The sequence below is a fragment of the Paraliomyxa miuraensis genome, from assembly GCF_026337845.1.
Classification (GTDB): domain Bacteria; phylum Myxococcota_A; class Polyangia; order Nannocystales; family Nannocystaceae; genus Paraliomyxa; species Paraliomyxa miuraensis.
Genome location: NZ_JAOVZF010000158.1, coordinates 365,368 through 388,851, shown reverse-complemented (window position 1 = coordinate 388,851; position 23,484 = coordinate 365,368). Strand labels below are relative to the sequence as shown.

General features: G+C 68.7%; 17 protein-coding genes. 12 read left to right on the top strand and 5 right to left on the bottom strand.

Annotation, left to right across the window (positions count from 1 at the left end):
- Positions 1 to 35 precede the first annotated feature (35 nt).
- Positions 36 to 971 carry a hypothetical protein gene (locus tag OEB96_RS30915; protein ID WP_266220395.1) on the top strand — a complete coding sequence of 312 codons (936 nt, stop codon included), beginning with the start codon at positions 36 to 38 and terminating at the stop codon, positions 969 to 971.
- 18 nt (positions 972 to 989) lie between these two features.
- Positions 990 to 1,733: a hypothetical protein gene (locus OEB96_RS30910; RefSeq protein ID WP_266220394.1), complete on the top strand. Its 744-nt coding sequence runs from the start codon at positions 990 to 992 to the stop codon at positions 1,731 to 1,733.
- Between the two features lie 9 nt (positions 1,734 to 1,742).
- Here OEB96_RS30910 and OEB96_RS30905 read toward each other — a convergent pair whose 3' ends face one another.
- On the bottom strand, positions 1,743 to 2,996 hold the full coding sequence (locus OEB96_RS30905; RefSeq protein WP_266220393.1) for a pectin acetylesterase-family hydrolase: 1,254 nt from the start codon (positions 2,994 to 2,996) through the stop codon (positions 1,743 to 1,745).
- 143 nt (positions 2,997 to 3,139) lie between these two features.
- On the opposite strand from OEB96_RS30905, the gene OEB96_RS30900 reads away from it, so the two are divergent.
- The 3 genes from OEB96_RS30900 to OEB96_RS30890 all read left to right on the top strand — a co-directional run bounded on the left by OEB96_RS30900 (position 3,140) and on the right by OEB96_RS30890 (position 6,633).
- Positions 3,140 to 4,234 carry a CobW family GTP-binding protein gene (locus tag OEB96_RS30900; protein WP_266220392.1) on the top strand — a complete coding sequence of 365 codons (1,095 nt, stop codon included), beginning with the start codon at positions 3,140 to 3,142 and terminating at the stop codon, positions 4,232 to 4,234.
- Positions 4,235 to 4,346: 112 nt separating this feature from the next.
- Entirely contained in the window at positions 4,347 to 6,218 is a 1,872-nt protein-coding gene (locus tag OEB96_RS30895; protein WP_266220391.1) for a hypothetical protein, read from the top strand.
- A gap of 91 nt (positions 6,219 to 6,309) precedes the next feature.
- Positions 6,310 to 6,633 carry a hypothetical protein gene (locus OEB96_RS30890; protein WP_266220390.1) on the top strand — a complete coding sequence of 108 codons (324 nt, stop codon included), beginning with the start codon at positions 6,310 to 6,312 and terminating at the stop codon, positions 6,631 to 6,633.
- A 26-nt stretch (positions 6,634 to 6,659) separates the two neighbouring features.
- On the opposite strand, the gene OEB96_RS30885 is transcribed toward OEB96_RS30890, so the two are convergent.
- Positions 6,660 to 9,344 (bottom strand): serine/threonine-protein kinase, encoded by a 2,685-nt coding sequence (locus OEB96_RS30885; RefSeq protein ID WP_266220389.1) that lies wholly within the window; start codon positions 9,342 to 9,344, stop codon positions 6,660 to 6,662.
- Between the two features lie 172 nt (positions 9,345 to 9,516).
- Between OEB96_RS30885 and OEB96_RS30880 the strand changes: the two genes are divergently transcribed.
- The 3 genes from OEB96_RS30880 (at position 9,517) to OEB96_RS30870 (ending at position 13,987) form a co-directional block, all read left to right on the top strand.
- Positions 9,517 to 11,232, top strand: coding sequence for a zinc metalloprotease (locus tag OEB96_RS30880; RefSeq protein ID WP_266220388.1), 1,716 nt, complete (start codon positions 9,517 to 9,519; stop codon positions 11,230 to 11,232).
- Positions 11,233 to 11,363: 131 nt separating this feature from the next.
- Complete coding sequence (locus OEB96_RS30875; protein ID WP_266220387.1) at positions 11,364 to 13,442, top strand: tetratricopeptide repeat protein; 2,079 nt, start codon at positions 11,364 to 11,366, stop codon at positions 13,440 to 13,442.
- Complete coding sequence (locus tag OEB96_RS30870; RefSeq protein ID WP_266220386.1) at positions 13,439 to 13,987, top strand: hypothetical protein; 549 nt, start codon at positions 13,439 to 13,441, stop codon at positions 13,985 to 13,987. Before OEB96_RS30875 ends, OEB96_RS30870 begins: the two co-directional genes overlap by 4 nt.
- 178 nt (positions 13,988 to 14,165) lie before the next feature.
- On the opposite strand, the gene OEB96_RS30865 is transcribed toward OEB96_RS30870, so the two are convergent.
- Positions 14,166 to 14,519, bottom strand: coding sequence for a hypothetical protein (locus OEB96_RS30865; RefSeq protein WP_266220385.1), 354 nt, complete (start codon positions 14,517 to 14,519; stop codon positions 14,166 to 14,168).
- Between the two features lie 7 nt (positions 14,520 to 14,526).
- Between OEB96_RS30865 and OEB96_RS30860 the strand changes: the two genes are divergently transcribed.
- Positions 14,527 to 15,030 (top strand): hypothetical protein, encoded by a 504-nt coding sequence (locus OEB96_RS30860; protein WP_266220384.1) that lies wholly within the window; start codon positions 14,527 to 14,529, stop codon positions 15,028 to 15,030.
- Between the two features lie 125 nt (positions 15,031 to 15,155).
- Here the strand turns inward: OEB96_RS30860 and OEB96_RS30855 are convergent, their stop codons facing one another.
- Entirely contained in the window at positions 15,156 to 16,751 is a 1,596-nt protein-coding gene (locus OEB96_RS30855; RefSeq protein ID WP_266220383.1) for an Ig-like domain-containing protein, read from the bottom strand.
- Between the two features lie 298 nt (positions 16,752 to 17,049).
- On the opposite strand from OEB96_RS30855, the gene OEB96_RS30850 reads away from it, so the two are divergent.
- Genes OEB96_RS30850 through OEB96_RS30840 form a run of 3 tightly spaced genes read left to right on the top strand, consistent with a single transcriptional unit; the run spans position 17,050 to position 22,485 of the window.
- The gene (locus tag OEB96_RS30850) at positions 17,050 to 21,165 is read left to right on the top strand and encodes a DUF6531 domain-containing protein (protein ID WP_266220382.1); all 4,116 of its coding nucleotides are present in this window, start codon (positions 17,050 to 17,052) and stop codon (positions 21,163 to 21,165) included.
- Positions 21,162 to 22,013 carry a barstar family protein gene (locus OEB96_RS30845; protein WP_266220381.1) on the top strand — a complete coding sequence of 284 codons (852 nt, stop codon included), beginning with the start codon at positions 21,162 to 21,164 and terminating at the stop codon, positions 22,011 to 22,013. Before OEB96_RS30850 ends, OEB96_RS30845 begins: the two co-directional genes overlap by 4 nt.
- Before the next feature lie 4 nt (positions 22,014 to 22,017).
- Positions 22,018 to 22,485, top strand: coding sequence for a hypothetical protein (locus OEB96_RS30840; protein WP_266220380.1), 468 nt, complete (start codon positions 22,018 to 22,020; stop codon positions 22,483 to 22,485).
- A gap of 126 nt (positions 22,486 to 22,611) precedes the next feature.
- Here the strand turns inward: OEB96_RS30840 and OEB96_RS30835 are convergent, their stop codons facing one another.
- A complete protein-coding gene (locus tag OEB96_RS30835) occupies positions 22,612 to 23,283 on the bottom strand; it encodes a hypothetical protein (RefSeq protein WP_266220379.1) in 672 nt (223 codons plus the stop codon).
- Between the last annotated feature and the right edge of the window lie 201 nt (positions 23,284 to 23,484).

Below are 23,484 nucleotides of genomic sequence, written 5' to 3'. Positions count from 1 at the left end.
TCGACGTCGGCGCCTCGATCGGGCACGCTGGGCCCGTGGAGACGACGTCTCACATCCATCGTTGCGCCCGCGTGCTCGTGCTGTCGACCCTCGCGCTCGGCTGTGGCGACGACCAGGGGCAGACCCCGGAGGGCTCGAGCGGCACGACCACTGGCGCGAGCGCCGAGGGCACCGCGACCGCCTCGACCGATCCCACGGGGAGCTCCACCACCGCGGTGAACGACGACTCGACGAGCACCAGCTCGGGTGACCCGACCGGTCCCGCCGACACGACGGCCGCCGACACCACCGAGACCACCGGGACGCCGAGCGACTGCGACTACGAGGTGATCGACGGGCGCATCGTGATCGAGGCCGAGGAGCTGCCCATCACCGAGGACTGGCAGATCCAGACCACCGAGCCCGACTACTACGCCGACGGCTACATCGGCTGGACCCGCGGCAGCTTCAACAACGATCCCACGCACGGGGTCATCGAGGTGACGATCCACGTGGCCGAGCCGGGGCGCTACCAGCTACGCTGGCGCAACCGCATCGGGATGGGCGCCAACACCACCGAGCACAATGACACCTGGGTGCGGTTCCCCGACGCCACCGACTTCTACGGTCGCCAGGCCGCCGGTGCCAACGAGCGCCGCCGCTATCCGCGGCCGCTGTGCGAGGACGCCGATGCCATGGCCGCGATCGAGGCGCTGCCCAACGTCGACGAGGCCGCGTGCGTGCAGGGCTCGTCGGTGGACGGCTGGCTCAAGGTGTACTCGTCGGGCGCGAGCGACTGGAGCTGGTCGACCCGCACCAACGACAACGATGCCTACGACGTGATGGTGGAATTCGGCAGCCCCGGCGACTACGTGTTCGCGCTGGCGGCCCGCGGCGACTGGCACCTGATCGACCGCATCGTGATCCACCAGGAGGGGCTCGACGATGCGATCGTGCAGGACCCGAGCGCCGTGCCGACCACCTGCCGTTGATCCCAGCCGAGTGCGGTCATGTCCACGATCCCCCCGATGATCCAGCCCTCGCCGGCGAGCACCGTGGCGTTCGTCGCCGTGGTGCTCGCGGTCGCCGTGATGATCGTGCTCGGCGCCCGGGCGGCGGCTCGCGGCTCGGGCGAGTCACCGGCCGCCATCCGGCGAACCACCGTGATCGCGGCGGTGGCGGTGGTGGGGTGGATGGCCGTGACCGCGGCCGTCTCCGGCTCGGGCGTGCTCGAGCACCCCGGCCTTCCGCCGCGCGCGTTGTTCTTCATGGCCGGCTGCAACCTCGTGGCGGTGGTGGTCACCTTCTCCCGCGTGGGCACGCGCTGGGTCAGCGGCCTACCGGTGGCGGCGCTGGTGGGCTTCCAGGCGTTTCGGCTCCCGCTCGAGCTGGTGCTGCACCGCTGGTACGTCGAGGGGGTGCTGCCCGTGCAGATGACCTACGCCGGGCGCAACTTCGACATCGTCACCGGCATCCTCGGCCTCTGCGTGGGTCTGTGGCTGTGGCGGCGGCGTCCGTCGCCCGCGATCACCCGGGCGGCGGTGGGGCTGTTCACCCTCGTGGGCTTCTCGCTGCTGCTGGCCGTGGCCACCATCGCGGTGCTGTCGAGCCCGGTCCCGTTTCGGGTGTTCACCAACGAGCCGGCCGTGCTGCTCGTCTTCCACGTGCCCTACGGGTGGATCGTGCCGATGTGCGTGGCACCGGCCTTGCTGGGTCACCTGCTGGCGCTGCGCTGGCTGTGGCGCGCGCGCTAGTCCCCAAGCCTAGTCTTCGCTGGGCTGCTCGCTCTCGAGCCAGTTCTGCAGCGGGGCCTGGTCGTCGAGCACGTGGTCGATGTAGTCGCCCAGGTCCACGCCCGCCTCCTGGATCTCGGTGCCGTCCCAGGTGAGCCCCACCATGGTGCAGTGGCTGTCGTTGAACGCGCGCCAGTAGGGGATGTAGTACGAGAGGTTGTCGCGCGTGTCGAACTGCGCCATCAGCTTCTGCGTGTCGTCCCACCACATCGCGAGGATCTCGTCCTTGTCGGGGGTGGGCTCGTAGAAGCGCTCGTACGAGTAGCGCGAGTAGTTGAAGTCGCGGCGGAAGAACGCGAACCCCAGCCGATCCTCGGGGAACGTGTCGGCCAGCACCGTGTTGATGAGCCCGAAGTCCGACATGATCTCGGCGAACGCCGGCTGCTCCTCGAGCACCTCGTCCACGCGCCACGACCCGTTGATCTCGTCGTGCAGCGGCTGCGAGAACGTCGAGTCGGGGAAGATCGGCCCCGAGTCGGCCAGCAGGTAGCCCTTGTCGATGTTCATGCCCGTGCGGATGAAGTAGTAGTTGGCGGTGGCCCCGGCTCCGCCCGCGCTGCACCCGGTGACCAGCATTCGCGGCACCTGGGGGAACTGCACGTTCATCCACTCCACCGCCGCGACCACGTTGTCGTGGCCGTTGTGGTGGTACTCGAGATCGGGCTGGATCCCCGCCGGATCCTGGTACACCGTGACCGCTCGACCCGTGTGCACGTCGCCGGTGCAGTAGGGGATGAACACCATGTTCCAGTCGGCCACCGGGTTGGTCGGGTATTCACGGTTGAGCAGCGGGGTGTGCACGCCCAGGAATCCGTTGAGGTGGTGGTCGTCGATGCCGTTGGGGTTGGCCGCGCCCAGGTCGGTCTGCCCGCTGCAGCTCTCGAAGTCCCAGCAGCCGCCGCCGGGTTCGAAGATGATCATCACGTCGTCGGAGGTCTCGGAGTAGTTGACGAAGAACTTGTACTGCGACCCGTTGCCACACACGGTCCCGGGGATCTCGACCTTCTCCCACTGGTAGTACGACGGCGGCTCGGGCGGGAGCTGGGGGCCCGTGGTGCTCTCGTCGGCCGCGGTGGTGCCCTCCGCAGTGGTGCCTACGGGGGTGGTGGTGCCGTCGACCGACGCCTCACCGGTGCTCGTGCCGTCCTGCGGCCCGCTCGTGTCGTCTGCCGAGTCGGCGGAGGGGGAAGGGTCGTTGCCGCATGCCGTGGCGAGCCCCATCATCAATGACCACCAAGCCCCCCAAGATCCCAAGCCCGCTCGCATGCGGGGGATCCTCGCGCGAGGCCCCGTGGTCCGCAAGGACGATTCGAGCGCGTCTCCGGTCTTGACCAAGCCGCCACCGGCTGGGTACCACCGTGGTCGCGATGGGCGCACGGGGGGCAGAGGGGGCCGCAGCCGCGGTGCCCGTGACGGTGGTCGGCGGATTCCTGGGGGCGGGCAAGACCACCTTGGTCAATCATCTGCTCGCCAGCGCCGAGGGCCGCCGCCTCGGAGTGATCGTCAACGACTTCGGCTCGATCAACGTCGATGCCGCGCTGGTGGTGGGGGTGGAGGGCGACATGGTGCAGCTCTCCAACGGCTGCATCTGCTGCTCCATCCGCGACGACCTCGTCGAGGGCCTGCGGCGGCTGCTCGAGCGCCCGCAGCCACCCGACCACGTGATCATCGAGGCCAGCGGGGTGTCCGACCCGCGCGGCGTGGCAGCCACCCTCCAGCAACGCGTCAGCCGCGACGTGGCCGAGATCGACGCGGTGGTGGTCGTCGTCGACGTCGAGCGACACCTCGAGCTCGGCCTCCGCGAGCGCATCGTGGCCGGCGGGCAGCTCGCGGCGGCCGACATCCTCGTGCTCAACAAGATCGACCTCGTCGACGAGGCCCGGCTCGAAGGGCTCGAGGCCAAGCTCCAGCGCCGCACGCGAGGCGGTCGGGTGCTGCGGGCCACGCGAGCCCGGGTGGCTCCGGCGCTGGTGCTCGGGGTGGGGGCCTTCGATCCCGAGCGGTTGGCCGAGGCCGGAACTCCCCCGCAGGTGCACGTGCACGAGGCCGGGGAGGTACCCGAGCCCGATCATGCGCACCTCCACGATCATGCGGCCGAGTTTTGGACGTGGGCGTTCCAGACCGAGCGCCCGCTGTCGGCCAAGCGGCTCCGCCGTGCGGTCGACGAGCTCCCCGCATCCGTCGTGCGGGCCAAGGGCACCGTGCACCTCGCCTCGCACCCCGATCAGCGCGCCGTGATGCACGTGGTGGGGCGTCGCGCCGAGCTCTGCCTCGATGCGCCGTGGGGCGACCAGTCACCGACCACGGGCCTGGTGGTCATCGGAACCGGCGAGCCCTTGCCTCCACAGGAGCTCGAGCAGCGCTTTCGCGCCTGTGAGGTGGTGGAGTCGAGTCGGGGCGCTGGAGGAAGCATCGTCATGCGGTGGATGCGAGGCATGCTGCCCTCCCGTCGCGCCGGCTGAGCCGGTGTGGGATCCTGCAACGCCCCGCGTGGCAACCTGCGACGCCTCGGCTCACCGATCCGCGATGTTACGGTCCTCTTCCCTCGGCATCCTCCCTGCAAGCGACCTCTCCATGCGCGTGCGCTCGCTCGTCTCCGGTCTGGCCTCGGTGCTCCTGCTGTCGCTGGCGGCCTGCCCCGGCGACGACACCTCGGGCACCGGAGGCACCGAGACCAGCACGGGCACCGGCACCGGCACCGAGACCACCGAGGCCGTCGACTCCACGGCCGACGAGAGCACGGGCGACACCACCGGAGAGCCGGCCGGCGTGCAATTGGTCCCCTGCGATCCGAACGACGAGGCCTCGTGCGAGGAGGGCGTGTGCTCCGGTCATCCCATGAGCGGCTTCTACTGCCGACCCGGATGCTCGAGCATGGCCGAGCCGGGCACGCCCTGCGGGGCCGACGACGTGTGCCTGCCCGTGCGCCCTGGCGCGACCCAGACCGCATGCTTCGACGTGCGGACCTGCGACGTGGTCACCGGCGATGGCTGTAGCCTCGCGGCGGGCGACGCCTGCGTGGTGATCGGCCTCGATCCCGAGCGCACCGCATGCGTCCCGGTGGGGACCGCCGGGGCGGGCGAAGACTGTGCGCCGGCCGGCATGCTCGAGTGTGGTCCCGGCATGGGCTGTGTGGGCAGCGATCTCGACGCCGGCCTGCCCGGCATCTGCACCGGCTGGTGCGTGCTGGAGGCCGCGCTGCCCGACGGCTGCCCCGCCTGCGCCCCGCTGGGGCAGACCCTGGGCATCTGCTCGGAGTGCACCGTGCTCGACGATCCCTGCCCGGCCGGCAGCCAGTGCCAGCTCGCCAACGAGCTGCTCGGGGGCGTCTGCATCGACACCGGACCCGGCGGCCCTGGCTCGCCATGCGCCCCGCTCGAGCCCGCGCAGTCGTGTCAGGATGGGCTGTTGTGCGTCGACCTCGACGCCGGTGGAGAGACCCCACCGCTCTGCCTGGTGCCCTGCGATCCGCAGAGCCCCACCTGCACGGGTGAGGGCGAGTCGTGCCTCGACCTGAGCGTCCTCATGCCCGGTGCCCCCGCGGATCAGCTCGGCGTGTGCATCAACGCGGGCGTGCTCCTTTGCGATCCCACCGCCATGCCACCCACCGGGTGCCTCCCCGGCGACAACTGCCTCGACATCGGCGGTGGCCTGGGCATCTGTGGGTCGACCTGCGATCCCGCCCTGGGCGATGGCGCGTGCATGCCCAACGCCGCCTGCTTCCCCAGCGATGGCACGCAGCTCAACGCGGCCCCCTTCGTGGAGGGCAACGGCGCCTGCGGCCTCCCCTGCACCACCGACGTCGACTGCGGCGGCGCCACCTGTCTGCACCTCGACGGCCTCGACGCGGCGGGCCTTTGCGGTGCCACTTGCGTCCCGGGGATGGCCGGCACCTGCCCCGGCGGACAGACCTGCGTGGCCACCCCCGAAGATCCCATGGTGGGCGCGTGCATGACCGGCGGTACCACCTGCAACCCGCAGAACCTCGGCTCCTGTGGACTGGGCGGCGCCTGCATCCCCATGGAGGGCGAGATGCTCGTGGGCATCTGCCAGCCCGCCTGCTTCGCGCAGGACCCCAACGCCTGCGGAGGCATGCCCGCCCTGTGCCAGGGCAAGTCCGATCCCATCTGGCACGAAGGGACCTGCATTGGTGGCGGCCCCGCGTGCGATCTCATCGAGGACGACTGTGGGCCCGGACGGGCCTGTGGGGTGATCGGCGGCCAGGCCTTCGGTGGCCAGGCCTTCCTGTGCGACGACGCCGGCCCGCTCGGCGAGGGTGGCGATTGCAGCATGGACGACTCCCTGTGCGGGGCCGGGGTGGGCTGCATCGATGGGGTCTGTCGGGTGTGGTGCGATCCGCTGGCCGGCGCCTGTGTCACCGGGACCTGTACGGATCTGAGCGCCGGCCTCTACCTCCCGGCGGGCACCATCGGGGCCTGCCTCTAGACTTCGCCCGCTCCGTTCGCGGCCCGGGGTCCAGAGTCGCGCCCCGTCCTCGCTCTCCCCGTTCCCGTCTCGAATCTGGTAGCGTGAGCCCGTGAGCGAGCGAGAGGATTCCGAGGCAGGCTCCTACGTCGATCTCCAGCGCGAGGTCGACACGCACTTCGACGGAAGCTGGGAGGCCTTCCTCAAGGCCGTCCGCAATCCGGCCGAGATCCTCTACTTCGTGCTCTGGCGCCACTGCGATGGCAAGGCCCACAAGGTCGAGGCGTGGGCCAAGGACAAGAAGCTGCCGCCCGACTGGCTGCCGCGCTTCTACGGCATGCTCACCCACGACGGTCGCTTCCGTCCCGACGCCGTGACCAGTGCCCCCGCGCAGCCCGAGCCCGTCGAGCCGGCCGAGCCCGCGACCGACGAGTAGCCCGCCTCGCGCGAGCCCCGAGCTCGTCAGCGTTCGAACAGCTCGAGCAGCGCGAGGTGCAGCTCGTCGCGACCGAGCTGCTCGAGGCGGGCGACCAGCTCGCGGAACGCGTCGCCGTCGCGCAGGCGGGTCCGGGTGGTTTCGAAGCTCTCGCCGGACGCGAGCGCGGTGTCGAGCGTGCGCAAGAGCTCGAAGGTCGCGGCGTCGCAGTCCTCGTCGCGCGACTCCGGCGACCTGAAGATCGCCCGCTGGATCTCGACCAGCGCATCGAAGTGGGCCGGCCAGGGCTGCTCGTGACCGACGACGATCTGGCGGAAGGGCTCGAAGTCGCCGCCCGCGGCCAGCTGGGCCACGAGGGCCGAGAGCGCGGGGTGGAGCAGGTAGTGGCTCGAGCGGGGCAGCTGGCGCTGCGAGCCCGCCACCGCATCGTGCGGCTGGCGAAAGCGCTGGCTGCGACGCTCGCTCGATGCATCGCGCACGACGATGCCCAGCAGGCCACAGTCGTACAGCTCGCGAAACGGGTGGTAGACGTCCTCGGCCTCGCGCCCGTGGAGCTCGTAGTAGTCACGGTCGACGCCGTGGAACCGACACCACAGCTCGACGACCTCGTCGTGCGGCAGGATGTTGTAGGGCAGCGAGGCCAGGAACTTGCCGCGTGGGCCTCGCTCGCACAGCACCTCGAGGAACACGCGCATCTCGTCGAACACGTTGGAGACCAGGATGCTCGCGCTGGTGTCCTGGACCAGCCGCTTGAACGTGCGCTCGTCGAGCGACTCGCGGTGGCGAGAGATCTCGGACGCGATGATCACGAGGTCGCGCGGACGGCCGAGGGTGTGGCGAAAGATGAAGTCGAACGCCGGCTCGCTCCGCGACGACTGCGTGCTGACCGTGTCGAGGATCACGAAGTCGCGCAGCGGGAGCCGCTCGTAGAAGAACGTCAGCTTCTCGAGCAGCTCCTGGAGGTCGCGCTTGGTGTAGCGCAGCGTCGAGGTCGCGCCGTAGAGGTTGGTCTTGATGTCGGACTCGTAGCTGGCGAACGCCTCCTCGCGGATGGTCGCGAAGATCTTGATGTGCGTGTTGGTGTTCATCAGGTCCCACGCGGCCTCGATCATGCCGGCCTGCATGTGGACCCACGCCTCGCGTGGGAGCGAGCGCAGCGCCTGGTCGAGCTTGTCGACGAAGATGAACATCGGGCTGTGCAGCGATCGCAGCTTGTACTCGAGGAAGCTCTCCGACTGGTCGATGAGCCGATTGAGCTGCGCGTAGCTCAGGCCCAGCAGCTCCTTGACGACGATCGTCGGTTCGGCCGCGCCTCGCCCCCGCAGCATCGCCTTGAGCCGGCGTGGGAACTCGTCGAGGTCCTCGGCGTCCTCGGGGCCCAGCAAGCCCGGCTGATGCGAGATCGCGCAGACGCGGAACCCGAAGCCCCAGATCCGCTTGCAGCGGGCCAGCGACGACATCAGCTCGATCTCCGCCTGGCTGACGCTCGGCAGGTCGCCCATCAGGTCGAGGTAGGGCCGCCCCTCGGGCACGAACTTGATCCCGGCCGGAGACCGGCCCTCGCTGCCCTGGTACTGGGCGCTGAGCAGGAAGCGCTTGTAGGTCAGCAGCAGCGTCTTGCCCAGGCCCTTGCTGCCCGACACGAAGTGCTTGTTGCCGCTGTCGAGGAACTCGCTGACCACCGCGTTCTTGAACGTCAGGTCCTCGAGCAGCCGAATGTCGAGCTGGCTGGCGTCCGAGGCCCAGGTCTCGAGCTGGCGCAGCGGCTCGCCGGACCCGACGCTCGGGCGGGTCGTCCGTGGCTTGCGGGGGCTCGGCTCGCTGCTGAGCGAGCGGAACCCATCGAGCAGCTCCGCGACCGACCCGAAGCGCTGCTCGCGATCGCGGTGGGTGGCCCTCGCGAACCACGCATCGAAGCCACGCGGGACCTCGGCGATCTGCGACGGCACGGCCGGCTTGGCCAGGCAGATCTGGTGGATGAGCTCGATCGTCGAGTCGGCCCGGTAGGGCCGCTGGCCGGCCAGGCACTCGAACGCCATGATGCCGATCGACCACAGGTCGGCCCGATGGTCGACGCCGTGCGGGCGGTCGATCTGCTCCGGGCTCATGTACGCGAGCGTTCCCAGCTTGGCGCCCGCCAGCGTCAGCGGCTCGCCCGCGGCTCCCGTGGCCGGGGCCTGGTCGACCGCGAGCTTGACCACGCCGAAGTCGAGGACCTTGGCGACGGGCCCCGGGTCGCTCTGCACGAGGTAGACGTTGGCCGGCTTGAGGTCGCGGTGGATGATGCCGGCGCGGTGCGCCGGGGCGATCGCCCCGCAGATGTCGGTGATGATCGACAGCGTCTGCAGGTAGCCCAGCGGTCCGCGAGCGATGCGGCGGGCGAGGTCTTCGCCCCGCAGCAGCTCCATCGCCATGTACGGCACGTGTCGAATCGCGTCGACGTTGAAGTCGAACACCTGCACGACGTTGGGCCCGCGCAGCTTGGCGGCCGCCCGCGCCTCTCGCATGAAGCGCTCGCGCGCGTACTCGGTCGCGACCAAGCCTGGATCCATCAGCTTGATCGCGACCGACTCGTGCAGGCGCAGGTCGGTCGCCCGCCACACGTGGCCCATGCCGCCGGAGCTGATGAACTCCTCGAGCCGCCAGCGCTGCCCGAACACGTCCCCGCGCACGAACTCGCCAGGCTGGCGCGAGGTCTCGTCGAGGCTCATCGGCGGACGTCGCGTAGGGTCGTCCATCGGCGGCGACAGCGTAGCAACTCGGGCTCGAACGAGACACGGCCCGGCGCGGCCCACGAGCCTGCCGTCCGCGGCTGGTCTCGCGGGCTCGGTCTCCGGGCCCGGGCCGTAGCCCGGTCCCACGTCCGCCTGCTACCCTGGCCTCATGTCGTCGCGGATGCTGCCGTGGATCGCCGCCTGCCTGTCCCTCGCGCTGGTCCCCGCATGCGGTGAGCCGTCGCCTGCCACCACCGACGATGCCAGCGAGTCCGCCAGCAGCACGGGCGAGCCTTCCGACACCACGGGCACCACGGCCATCGCCGATTCCACCGCCGACTCCACCACCGGCGTCGAGTGGGAGGCTCCGCTCGCCCGCGGTGGCATCGTGGTCGACTGGGTGCAGGCCAACCAGGGCGTGGGCGTGAGGATCGGCGCCGACGGGGGCGAGGTCGGACCCACCGAGCGCGCCGCTCCGCTCATCCAGAACCGCGTCACCCTCGTTCGTGCGTTCTGGACCGTGCCCGACGACTGGATCCCGCGCGAGCTCGAGGGGCGTCTCATCGTTCGCTACCCCGACGGCATGGAGGAGGTCTTCTCCAACATCGCCTTCGTCGAGTCCGATGCCTTCGAGGGCGACCTGCATCGCACCTTCTACTGGGGATTGATGGCCGACCAGACCGTCCCCGGCATCAAGTACCGGGTCGAGCTCTACGAGACCACGCCCGACTACGATGATCTGGCCGAGTCCGATCCTCCCCCCATGCTGCCCGTCGACGGCAGCACCGCCTACGTGGGCATCGAGGACAGCTATCTCGTGCTCAAGGCGGTGGTCGTCCCGTTCGTCTACGACAATGGAGCCGGCTGCTCCACCACCCCGGACACCTCCCCGGAGACGATGCAGCTGTTCAAGGACCTCATGTACCAGCAAAACCCCATCGACCGGCTCGACTTCGAGGTCCACGAGCCCATCGTGTGGGACACGCCGCTGGCCAACTTCGGCGAGCTGCACTCGTTCCTCGTGTCGCTGCGCATCGACGAGGACGCTCTGCCCGAGACCTACTACTACGGCCTCGTCGACGTGTGCGCGGGTGGTCTCAACGGGGCGGGGGGCCAGGCCAACGGCATCCCCAGCGATCCCGTCGATCCCGGGCAGGCCTATGCACGCGTCTCGGCCGGCCTCTCGCTCGACCCCGACTGGTCGGCCGAGACCTTCGTGCACGAGATCGGTCACTCGCAGGGGCGGCGCCACGTGGCGTGCGACGGCGAGGGCGGTCCCGATCCCACGTACCCGCACGACGGCGGTGACGTCGGCGAGTGGGGCTTTGGCGTGATCGACTTCGGGCTGCGCCACCCCACCTTCTACAAGGACTACATGACCTACTGTCATCCCACGTGGGTTGGCACCTGGGGATGGAACAAGGTCTATCCCGTCATCCGGGGGCTGAGCGAGTGGGACGCGGGCTTCCCCGGCGGTGCACCAAAGCCCGAAGGTGGCACCTCGGCCGCCGAGCGCACGCCGGGCCTGGTGGCCGGCGACGTCGACGGGGGTCCGGGGACGCTGATCATGGGCACGATCGGACCGGACGGCGGCGAGCGGTGGATCACCATCCCGGGCCGCCTTCCCGATGCGGCCGAGCGTGGTCCGATGCGGCTCGAGATGCGCGCCGGGAACACCGTCGTCGCCAGCATCCCCGCGCACGTGCAGAGCCTCCCCGACGGCGACGGCGGTACGTTGGTCGTGGCCCCCTTGCCGAGGGATTGGTCGGCCGTCACCGAGGTGACCCGCGTGGTGGGATCGTCTCGGTCGACGATCCCGCGCGCCATGATCGGTGAGCACCACCGTTCCCGCGAGATCCAGCGCGTTCGCGCCGCAGCCCCGTAGGAACGCGTTTCGCCTCCCATCCTCGCGCCCCCGCGATTTGCGCGGCGCCGGGGCCCACACCCGACCCAATCGAAGGCGATCGGGTAACATCCCGGCGCCCGTCGGGTCTCCCGCCGGGAACGTTCGCCCCCATGCACGACCCCCAGCTCGAGGCCACCATGGCCGAGATCCGCGGCTTCGATCTCGGAGACGACGCCGAGCTGCTCGCGCGTCTCGATGCTCGGCTGCCGCAGGGGCTGACGGGCGAGGAGCAGCTCTTGCGGGGGGCGTTGCTGCTGCGGGCCGGCCAGCTCGACGACGCGGTGCGGTGCTTCGAGGATGCAGCCGTGCAGGGCCATGCACGGTCGCGCGCGCTCTATCTCGAGTCGTGTGCCTTGCGACGAGCCGAGCGCATGGACGAGGCCCGACGGGCCCTGGACCGGGCCCGCGAGGCCGCGGCCTCCGATGGCCTCTCGAGCCCGGGCGAGCTCGAGCATGCGCGGGCGCTGCTCGAGTGGCAGGCGGGCGAGCGGGAGCAGGCGCTCGCCATGATCGATCGGGCTCTCGAGCACGATCCCGGATCGGCCGCGCGATGGTTGCATCGCGGTCAGCTGCTGGCCGAGCTCGATCGCGTCGACGAGGCCCGGAAAGCGCTCGAGCGGGCCGTGCGCGAGGAGCAGGACCTCGATCTGGCCATGTACGAGCGTGCGGCGCTCGAGGCCAAGGTTGGCGAGGTCGGTGCGGCCGCCGACTGGCTGGCCAAGGCCTGTCGGCTGCGGCCGTCGCATCGTCGTCGTGCCAGCGAGGATCTGCGCTTCGAGCCCGTGCGCGCCGAGCCGGCGCTCTCCGAGCTGCTGGTGCGGGTGCGTGCGCCCGCCGAGCTCGCGTGGCTCGACGACGTGGCCCCGTGGATGGGCGCGCTGCGCCGCGACCCCGATCTCGCGGCTCTCGGCATCGAGTGGCTGACCGAGGCGGAGAGCGAGCGGATCCTTCCCATCCTCCTGGTCGAGCACGAGAAGGGACCGGTGGGCACGATCCACACCCAGGTCACCTTGCGTCGCAGTCGCTCGATGTTGGCCACGCGTCGGGCGGTCGCGTGGGGTCCCGTCTCGCGCAGCCGCGAGCGGGTCGAGGAGCGGTGCTTGTTGTTCGTGGACGCCGTGCGCCAGCAGGATGGCCTGTGGCTCGCGCTCTCGGAGAGCTACCCGCCGTTCTTGTGGATCCGCGTCGAGCCGCGTCCCGGGGGGCTGCGGCGGGCCCTGGGCGAGTACTTCCCGCCGCCTCGTCTGCGTCGCGTCGACATGCCCGGCCGCGCCCGCGGCTTCGTGGGCTATGGCGGGCGCTTCTTCATACCCAGTCCCTACGCCCGGGGGGTCGAGCCCGCCACCATCGCCGAGCTCGATCGCCACTTCTCGATCAACCCGTTCGTCGACTCGTGCTCGTGGGGCAGCGCCTTCGACGACGACCCCTGGCCCGACGAGATTCCCGAGCAACCGGGTCTGACGCTCAAGGTCGGTCAGCGTCAGGCGGTGGTCGGCCAGCAGGGCCGCGGCCACGTGTGGTCGCTGACCCGGCGCACTCGCCACTCGCGCTCGTACCTCACCATCGAAGTCCATGGCTCGGTTCATGGCTCCGACACCGGCGACGACATCTACGTGGCCGAGGTTCGCTACCGACCGAGCCCCCACACCTGGGCCGTCAAGGCCATGAACACCATGTTCGGCTGCGACTATCCCATCGATCTTCCCGTCGACGTGGTGGGCGCGCTGATGGGCTTTCAGTTCGCCGGAGCGGGAGACTTCGAGGCCGAGCTGGCCAAGGCCACCGACCCGGAGCAGATCGCCGGTCTGCTCTACGTGGTGTCGGCCCTGCGCCACGACGATCTGGGGGCATTCGCGCTCCTTCGCAAGTGTCTCGAGCACCCCTCGCCCGTGGTGCGCGGCACCGTGGCCGACATCGCCATGGCCTACAACTACGAGGTCTTGCTCGAGGAGATGACCCTGCGCGAGCCGGATGCCGAGCTGCAGGCCGAGCTGCAGGAGGTGCTCGACGAGGGGATTCCGATCGTCGAGCACGATCCCTTCGATGACGGAGAGGATGTCGAGTACCAAGAGGACGATGCCACCGAGCTCGAAGACGCCGACGTGATCGTGGAGAGCGACGAACCCGTCGAGGTCGACGAGGTCGACGTGATCGAGGATGGCTCGGGGGCCTACGGGGGGGCACGGTGAGCGAGCACGTCCTGGTGTTGCGCGACGAGGTCAGCCTGACCGTGGTGCATGCGCTCGCCGAGCTCGAGGCATGGGAGCTGCGCGAGGAGACCGGGCGTGCGCACCTGCTGCTCGCCAGCCGCCGCTGGTCGACCCCGATGGGCGAGGAGATCACCTACGTTGCCGATCACACCAGCGGTGCGCAGTCGCTGCGGGTGTCGGGGCCGGGGGCTGCGGCGACGGCGGATCGCCTGCGCGGGAGGATCCTGTGCGAGGACGAGGGCGAGCTGCTGGCGATGGCGATGGAAGGGGAGCCCGGGCCGTGCGTGAGGGTTGCCGGCAAGCTCGCGGCATGTCGACCCGAGCGGGCGGAGGAGCGGCACCTCACCGCGCTGCGGCGGTTGCTCGAGCACCCCGAGGTGGCGGTGCGGAGGGCTGCGATCCGCAGTGCCTACGGGTGTCGGTGGCCGGAGCTTCGGGACGTGGTGGAGGCGCGGCAGGGTGAGGAGAAGCGGCTGCAGGAGCAGCTCGAGGGGCTGCGAGCGTACCTGGCCGAGCCGGGGTAGGGCGGCTGGGCGGGCAGGGATCGCTGCGGCTGGGCGGGCAGGGATCGCTGCGGCTGGGCGGGCAGGGATCGCTGCGGTTGGGCGGGCGGGGACCGGTTGGAGAGGCCCTGGCCGCACGATTTCGCGGGTAAGCCGCACTCGTGATGGTCGAAAAGCGCGCAGCGGCGGTGGGTTTCGGCTAGCATGCGCGCATGCGGCTTGGAAGAACGACGTCTTTGAGGGCTTTGCTCGCAGTGGTGGGTGGTTCGCTGGCGCTCGGCGCTTGCGGTGACGATGGGTCGCCGGGGACCGGCGATGGAACGACCTCGTCCATGGACGGGACCACCACCTCGGCGATGACCATGACCACGAACGAGAGCGTGGACACCACGGAATCACCGGGGACCACGGTGGATCCGACGACTGGGTCGAGCTCGAGCGACTCCGGGCTGGACAGCTCCAGTTCGGGGGATCCGACGGGGGAGGAGAGCTCGTCCGGGGATCCGCCGAGCGACTGCGCAGGGATGTCGTTCGCGACGCTGACGTCGACCAACAACGACATGATCACGAACCTGTCGGTGCAGGGGATCGTGTCCTGCAACATGGACATCACCATCACCATCACGGGAGGGGCGATCTGTGCTGTCGATGACGGGGCAGGGGGGTACTTCTACACCGTGGAGAGTATGACCATGGAAGACATCCCACCGATGCCTTGTGGACTGGCCAGCGTAGCCCTGACCAATGTCAGCATCGTCAATACCGGTGATGGGATGGAAGTCGTGGTGCCACAAGCCGGTGGCGCAATGACTGGCAACCAGTCGGTCGACGTCCTCGGCGATGTTGAAGGCATGTCACCGTTGGGGCCGATCGGCCCCGCACCTTTGATGGACTTCTCAGGGGTGCTTCCCGAGGGCGACGTGGAGTTCGGTGGTGGTGACACTACGGTGACCTATGCGGACAACAGCACTGTGATCGCTACTGCCATGCCGGAGGTCGCCCCGGGTGTGGTGGTTACCGTCACACTCACCGGTCTCGACGGCTCGGTCACTTTCGAAATGTAGTGGGAGCAGACGAGAGCAGTTTCGTTGGTGTCTAGCGAGGCGGCTGCGCAGCGAACGAAGAGAGGGGCGGCCGATGCGGCCGCCCTTCAGGTTCTCGCCTGCGCGAGTGGATCGCCCTCGCTACGTTAGAGTGCGAGTTCGGCGACCCAACCGTGTCCTGAGAAGCCGAAGAGATCATGGTCGAACGAGTTCTCCCAGCCGACTGCGTAGGCTTTGCCAGTTGGCGTGGCCGTGATTCCCGTGATCCCATGATCGACATCAAAGGAATAGACTTCCAGCCAGAGTAGCTCGCCATTCTCATCAACTCGGGCTGCCCATGCTTCGTCATCGGTGTCATCAGAATCAGTTCTGTGATGGCCGGCGATGAGAAGCGAGCCCTGCGGGTCGTAGCTCATGTCCAGTGGTAGATAGATGGAATCCTCGGCGACGATCTCGTCGGTGACCGTATCTCCCACGCGGTCGAGAACGAGGAGCCGCAATAGGTCGTCCTCGGTTCGAGTGGAAAGGGCAAGATGGCCATCGGGAGACATGGTCGCGGCGGCTGCCGAACCTTCCATTGAGGTGATAGGGCGCGTCCAGAGCACCATGCCGTCTTGTGAGAGCCTCTGGGCACATTGCATTGCCATGGGGGCGCAGTTCGCTTCGAAGAGGGTGATGACGATATCGTCGCCGTCGGTGAATGCATGGAAGACCACTGCGTTTCCGTCGCCGATAGGGATGCTCCAGCTTGGCATTGCATTGGGAGTAGGGCGTTTGTCAAGGGTGCTCGTGCTGGGAGATAACACTACGTTGCCAGAGAGGTCCGTCGTCACCGGGGTCGGGACGAACTCATTGCTCGGACCGACGGGGAGAACATCCGAGATGCTCTGGCTGACCTCGTCGATCGAGAATACCGCTCGTTGACCCATGCCGTCGCCATACATGGCACCGCCGAGGAGCCATCTGCCCGGCATGGTGACGCTCGGAGCAGGCCCATCCCCGTTGAGGAACGAACCATGGGTTCCTCCGATCATCGGGAGAAGATCATCGGACCACTGACGACTCAAGGTGTCGCTATAGGAGATCGCGGTGATTCCATAACGGGGATCGAGGGGGACATCCTCACGGAATGAGGCGGTTATGAGCAGGTCGGTGGGGGCCGAGGCCGAGATACGAGGAAAAGTGACAAGAGGAGGAGTAACGCGGAAATCCGCAATGTCCTGCCGCAGCTCCAGGATCTCCCCCCCGATCACGTTCACGCTCATCGGCACCACGTCGCTCTCGTCCGTCTGCCCGACCGTGTCGTACGCCACCGCCGTATAGGAGTGGCTCCCGTTGTCGGCGCTCGAGACCAGGATCTCCGTTCGCCACGGCGAGCTGTCGAGGGTCGCGATCAGCTCTCCGTCGTCGTAGAGCTCCACGTGGTCGATCCCCACGTCGTCCACCGCATCGACATCGAAGATCACCATCCCGGCCACCTGCTGCTCGGCGGGCATGATCGAGCCGTCGACGGTGAATGCGGTGATCTCGGGCGGGGTGTCCGTGGCTCCCGTGCTGTCCACCGCACCGCTGCTGCTGCCGTCGGCGGTGGTGTCCGTGCCCGGACCCGTGCTCGACTCGCCGGGATCCGTAGCGCTGGATGAGGCCCCCTCGCTGTCGAGCGGCTCGACGATGGGGGAGAAGCAGGACGGCAGGGCCAGGGTCGCAAGGAAGGCGGAAAACGCGCGGTTTGCGTTGGGCATCGGTTCTTTCCGTTGGGTTGGGTCGACACGGCCGCTCGAGGGCGCTTGGGTGCGCCTGCGGCAAGAGAAGGCCGGGTCTCTGCGCCTTCTATCGGCCACCAGTGCGACTCGTTGCGTGTTTGCGAGGACGATTTCTTGTGAGAATGCTCCGTTCCGGTCCTTCGCCCACCTCAGGGTCGAAATGCGACCAGGGATTCGGACTGGCGCCCGGGCTCGGAGCCGCGGGTGGTCACCAGAGGGTCGGCATCTCGATCCCGGCTCGCGCGCGTCCCGGTGATACGAATTCCACCGCCCCCGGATGACCATCGCCAGCAAGTGGCTCGATCTCGTCATCGGCGTCGACCTCCACCTGGAGCTCGTCCCGGGCGCGCCGTCGCCGATTCCGTTTCCGCATCCGTTCATCGGGGTGGTGCTCGATCCCGCGGGGGTGGTGGTCGAGGAGATGGTCGCGGCCATGATGGCGCTGACCGGCGCACCGCCGCCTCCGGGACCGGTGCTGGTGGGGGGCCTGCCGGCCACGGCCACGGGTGACGAAGCCTCGATGCCCATCGGCCATGTGCTGATCCCTCCGGGGGTGTCGTGGGCACCCGTACCGAAGGTGCCGATCCCGGGCGGTGGCAGCGGCAAGCCGTCGCCGCCCGAGCTGCCCATGCCGCCCCCGGGCGATGCGATGGTGCTGTTCGGGAGCCAGTCGGTGGAGTGGCGCGGCGGCAAGGCGGTGCGCATGGGCGACCCCGTGCTCTCCTGCTCGGATCCCGTGCGCCTGCCGACGTCGTTCGTGATCTCGACCGGCCCTGCCAACGTGCTCGTCGGCGGACCGCCCACGCTCGACTGGGGCTCGTTGCTCGCGACCGCGGGCCTCGGTGCGATCCGCACCCGCTGGGCCAGCACGCTGGCGCACTCGGCCGTCGACCGCTTCGTGCCCAGGCGCTGGAACCGAGCGCGCGACTTCCTGCACGACACCGCGTGCTTCGTCACCGGGCACCCGGTCAACGTGGTCAACGGCAGCCTGTTCACCACGTGGACCGACTTCGAACTGCCGGGACCGATCCCGCTGTCGTTCACCCGTCGCTATCGCTCGAGCTTCTGCAACCGCGACTCCGTGCTCGGGCACGGGTGGGCGCATGCGCTCGATCAGCAGCTGTGGCTCGAGGAAGGCCGCGTGGTGCTGCTGACGGAGGACGGGCGCGAGCTGGAATTCGACACGTGGGACCGGCCCGATCGCGCAATGCGGCGGGGAGACGAGATCTTCGACCCGGTCAGCCGCCTGACCCTGCGCGCGCTCGGGCAGCTGCGCTGGGAGCTCGCTGGCGCCGATGGGCTCGTGCGTGAATTCGGGCCGATCGCGGGCGAGTCGCCGCAGAACAAGGACCGCGGGCTGTCGCGGCTGACGAGGATCCGCAGTCGGTCGGGCGATGCGATCGAGCTGCACTACGATGCGACCGCACGGCTGCAGCACGTACGCGACAGCGGCGGTCGTACGATCGCATTCGAATACGATCGCGAAGGTCGGATGTCGACGATCTGGCTGCCCGCCAGCAACGGCGAGGGCATGCGTCAGCACGCCGCGTTCCGCTACTCCGCCGAGGGCGACCTGGTGGAGGCCCACGATGCGGTGGGCAAGATCGTGCACTTCGAGTACGACCGCCACACGCTGGTCAAGGAGACCGACCGCAACGGCCTGTCGTTCTACTTCGAGTACCAGGGCTGGGGGCCGTTCGCCCGCTGCACGCGGACGTGGGGCGACGGCCGGCTGTACGATCACGTGCTCACCTACGACGTGCAGGGGCGGCGCACGATCGTCGAGAACTCGCTGGGTCACGCCACGGTGTACGAGCATGGGGCGTACGGGGTGGTCACCAGGGTGATCGATGCGCGCGGCGGGGTCACGCAATACGAGTACGACGAGCTGCTGCGACGCACGGCGGTGATCGATCCGCTCGGGCATGCCACGCGCACCACCTACGATGCGCGCAGCAACCCGGTGATGATCGTGGAGCCGGATCGTGCGGTCACCAAGATCGCGTACGACGAGCACGACTCGCCGATCTCTCTGCGAACGCCTCGCGGAGGGGAGTGGCGATGGACCTACGATCACGCGGGGCGGCGGCTGACCGAGACCAATGCGCTCGGCTCGACCACCCGGTACCACCACGAAGGTGGTCGTTTGGTGGCAGTGGAGGATGCGGTCGGGGGGCGCACGGCGCTGGTGCACGACGCCACGGGCAACGTGGTGGAGCTGCGGCATGCCGACGGGACCACCGAGTGCTGGCAGCACGATGCGCTCGGGCGGGTCGTTGCCGAGGTCGACGCCAAGGGCAACGCGCGAAGGATCACCCGCGATGCGCTGGGCCGACCGATCCGGATCGACGAGCCCGACGGCAACGTGAAGGCGTTCGAATACGACGGCGAGGGCAATGTCGTGCGGGCGGGCGACCGTCTGCGGCAGATCGCCTTCACCTACCAGGGTCTCGGCAAGCCGACCTCGCGGACGATCGCCGGTACCACCGTTCGCTTCGAGTACGACACCGAGGAGCGGCTGACGGCCTTCGTCAACGAGAAGGGGCACGCCCATCGCTTCGAGCGCGATCCGGTGGGCGACGTGCTCGCGGAGTTCGAGTTCGACGAGGCGCGACGGCTGTACCAGCGGGACATCGCGGGTCGAGTGACCAAGGTGCTGCGGCCGGGGATCGGCCAGTCGACGACGTACGAGCACGACGCCGCCGGGCGCGTCACCACGATCGATCACGGCCGCGGGCTGGTGGAGACGTTCGCGTTCGATGAAGACGGTGCACTCGTCGAGGCCGGCAATCCCGATGCGAGCGTTCGCTTCGAGCGCGACTTGCTCGGGAGGATCACCAAGGAGCATCAAGGCGAGCACTGGGTGGCATCGCACTACGATCACCGCGACCTGCGGATCGGCATGGAGTCGTCGCTGGGCGCCAGGCAGACGATCACTCGCAACGCGATGGGCGACGTGGTTGGTCACCTCGCGCGACAGGGGCAGCAGCGATGGGAGGCGAAGATCGTCCGCGATGCGATGGGGCTCGAGGTCGACCGCCAGCTGCCCGGCGACGCGCGCTCGTACTGGTGGCGCGACGCGCTGGGGCGGCCGACCCAGCACTGGGTTGGCCGCGACAAGCAGCTCGCCCGAGGCCGGCGCTACGCCTGGGAGCTCGATGCACGCATCACCGAGATCCACGAAGAAGGCCAGGGCGCGCTGCGTTTCGAGCACGACGCTCGCGGGTATCTGACCTCCACCACCTACCCCGACGGTCGCGTCGACCTGCGCGTGCCCGACGAGGTGGGTAATCTCTTCCGCACCGCCGCTCGGGAGGATCGAGAGTTCGGCCCGACCGGTGAGATCCGAAAGGAGCACACGCCGCAGGGGGTGCGGACGTATCGCTACGATCCCGAGGGCAACCTCGTGCGGAGGGAGGAGCCCGACGGCAGCGCATGGACCTACGCGTGGGACGGCGCGGGGCGGCTGCACGAGGTCGTCCGCGCCGACGGTCGGGAGATCACGTTCGCCTACGATCCGCTCGGCCGGCGGGTGAGCAAGACCGCGGAAGGCCAGACGACGGCATGGGTCTGGGACGGCGACGTGCTGCTGCACGAGCTGCGCGAGTCGGTCGCTGCGGCAGCCGACGAGGACACGGCCGACGACGCTTCGGCCCCGAGCGCTGAAGCCGGCCCCACGGTCATCACCTGGATCTTCGACCCCGAGCGCTTCGCTCCGGCCGCCCGGCTCGGACCCGAAGGCACCCACAGCGTGGTCACCGATCACCTCGGCAGCCCGCTGTGTCTGCTCGACGAACACGGCGCCCCTCGCTGGCAGGGCAACCTCGACCCCTGGGGCCGCATGAGCATCGCAGGCGACGCCGGGCTCTGCCCATGGCGCTTCCCCGGCCAGTACGAAGATACCGAGACCGGGCTCCACTACAACCGCTTTCGCTACTACGATCCGGGGCAAGGCGCCTACCTCGGCCACGACCCCATCGGCCTGCTCGGCGGCAGCGCCCTGTACGGCTACGTCCGCGATCCACTAGGCTCCGTCGATCCACTAGGTCTTTCGCAACGGCGAGATTACTCCGGCGGCCCGAAGAAACGAGATCTCAGGCTCTCATCACCCAATCCAATCCCAAAATCGATCAGGATTCAGTATGAGGAGATCTTGCTTGGACGCGGTACCCCCAGGTTCGACGAGATCGGGCGCCAGAAGATCTTCCAGGCTCGCGAGTTGCGCGCAGGCTCGAGCGATCGCAATGTGTGGGCTGGATCCCGTGAGTTCGACGTGCCAGGGACGAAGCATCGAATTCTGAGACGGACCGATCAGCGGCTCGGCTATGTGCTCGAGCACGACTATGCGACCCCCCGCCTCTTTCCGGCACCATGGTATCCGGATGGAGGTTGAGCGACTTCATCATGCAAAGTACCTCTGAGCCATTGGTCCTCCTCGAACTCGAGGATCACCCGGATATCTACTTTTCCGACGTGGAAGGACTAGAGGGGCAATTCAGGCTCTTACACGGTGACGGCGGTCATCTCCTCGCATTCATGGGTAGTCGCTCCATGAGCGAGGAGCATCCTTGGGTCAACTCGTGTCATGGGCGCCCCGTCGCCAACAACGCCTCGCTCGTGTTTCGCACAGTGAACGGGGATCCGTTCTTTCGACACTTCCTCGGACCAATGGAGCCGATCCGTGTGTTTGGGCCCAAGTCAGACGGTTCGGTGGCAGAACTCGTGGTACGAGCGAGTTGCTTGCATCCCTTGCCTCCAGGCACGGCGACCCTTGCGAGGTCATGGAGACAAGGGCTTCCTGCCGAGCTGAATCGGTGGGCGACACTCACCTTCCATGCGCGACGAGCCTGGTTGCGGCTCGTGACAGGTGCCTCGACGTTTCGTCGGCCCGAAACCTCGCCGACCAGGTCATCCTTCGTCCTCGATGGCCGCTACGCGACGGACTACCCTGGGGTTCTGCTCGCCCTGGGAGAGGCCGTCAATGGGCCCTGTGGCTACTACGGCGCCGACCTCGATGCGGTCGAGGATTGCCTTTCCGGCGGCTTTGGTCCGACCCCGCCATTTACTCTGGTCTGGAAACACTTTGGCCGCTTTCCCTCCGAAGGATGGGCCCGCGAGCAGTTTTGGCGCCTGGCAACGGACTTGGTGGGTGTCGGTGGAGATTCGTTTCCACCACAAGACATGGTCGCTGATCTACTCGAGTTGCTTCGTGTTCACTCGGTAACCGTCCTCCTCGAGTAGATTCATGATCGCGCTGCGACACCCCGGCGGGACCACCAAGCGCTGGCAGCACGATGCGTTCGGGCGGGTCAGCGCCGAGGTCGACGCCAGGGGCAACGCGCGGAGGATCACCCGCGACGCCCTGGGCCGGCCGATCTGGATCGGCATGGAGTCCTCGACGGGGGCCAGGCAGACGATCACTCGCAACGCGATGGGCGACGTGGTCGGTCACCTCGCGCGACAGGGGCAGCAGCGCTGGGAGGCGAAGATCGTCCGCGATGCGATGGGGCTCGAGGTCGACCGCCAGCTCCCCGGCGACCGGACATTTTGTTCGCCACACCAGACTTGCGTGCTGGCTTTGCACTTGATGTGGGGGAGCATGACGAGTTGCTCACCTGGTGGTGCGAGGAGAAATGAACGATGGCCCCTGCGGGAAGGCGACGCCGCAGCCGTTGGGCCCGACAACCTGCGCAACAAGGGCGAAAGATTCTGATCGGATATCGCAAAGACTCTCCGAGGCTATTCGGCGATGAGATCCGCACCGAGACAGAAGCTCGGCGATGGGGTGCCGCTCGGCGATGGGGTGCCGCTCATCGTTGGGGTCACGCAAGTGCTCCTCTCAGTCCCACGCGCAGATCGGCGTGCCGAAGTCATCGCCCCCATCGGAGTCGCACTCCATGCCCCATGGACACTGGTCGTCATCGTTGCACGGCAGCACGCACACGCCCGGGCTCGGATGCCCCGATCCCAGCACACACGCCGGTTCGATGCTCGAGTCCAGCGGTCGCGGGCATTGCTCGTTGGTCTCGCAGCCGGGCGTGCACACGGACGAGAACCCGAGGTCGATGCAGTCCCCGTACTCGTACGGGCAGTCGTCGACGTCCGAGCAATCATCGTAGGGATCGCCGTCCACCGAGCCGCTGCTGCTCGATCCCGGCTCACCTCCAGAGGAGCCAGCCGAGGAGGCCGCCGTGGTGTCCTCGGGCCGCGGTTCCGTCGATGCCCCGTCGGCCCCGCTGCTGCCGCTCGAGCCGGTGCTGCCGCTGGTGGCCTCGCCCGAGGTCCCATCGCCCTCGAAGCACGTGCCGGCCAAGCCGTTGCCCACGTCGTCGCCATAGCGCTGGCCTGAGGGGCAGGTCTCGTCGGGGAACGTGCAGGTCTGGCTGGCCTGGCAGACGCCCTGCTCGCTGCCGTTGACGCACTGCGCATCATCCGAGCAGCGAAACCCGGGGGTGCCGCACGACCATCCGAGGGCTGCCCCTACGAGCACTGCGATCGCGCACCCCCGCATGGCCCAAGCCTACCCCAATGGCGATGGCGAGGAGGATCCGGGCGCGAAGCGGCTGCACGAGGTCGGGGAGCGGGTCCGGCTCGCGACGCGATCCGGACGAGCATGCCCGAGCCGCCCGCACGGCGGGCTGTCTCCATCCGACGCGAGCCCCCGGCCGCCCCCTGGGCCCGCTCCCTCGGCCCGTGCTAGATCCCGCCGACC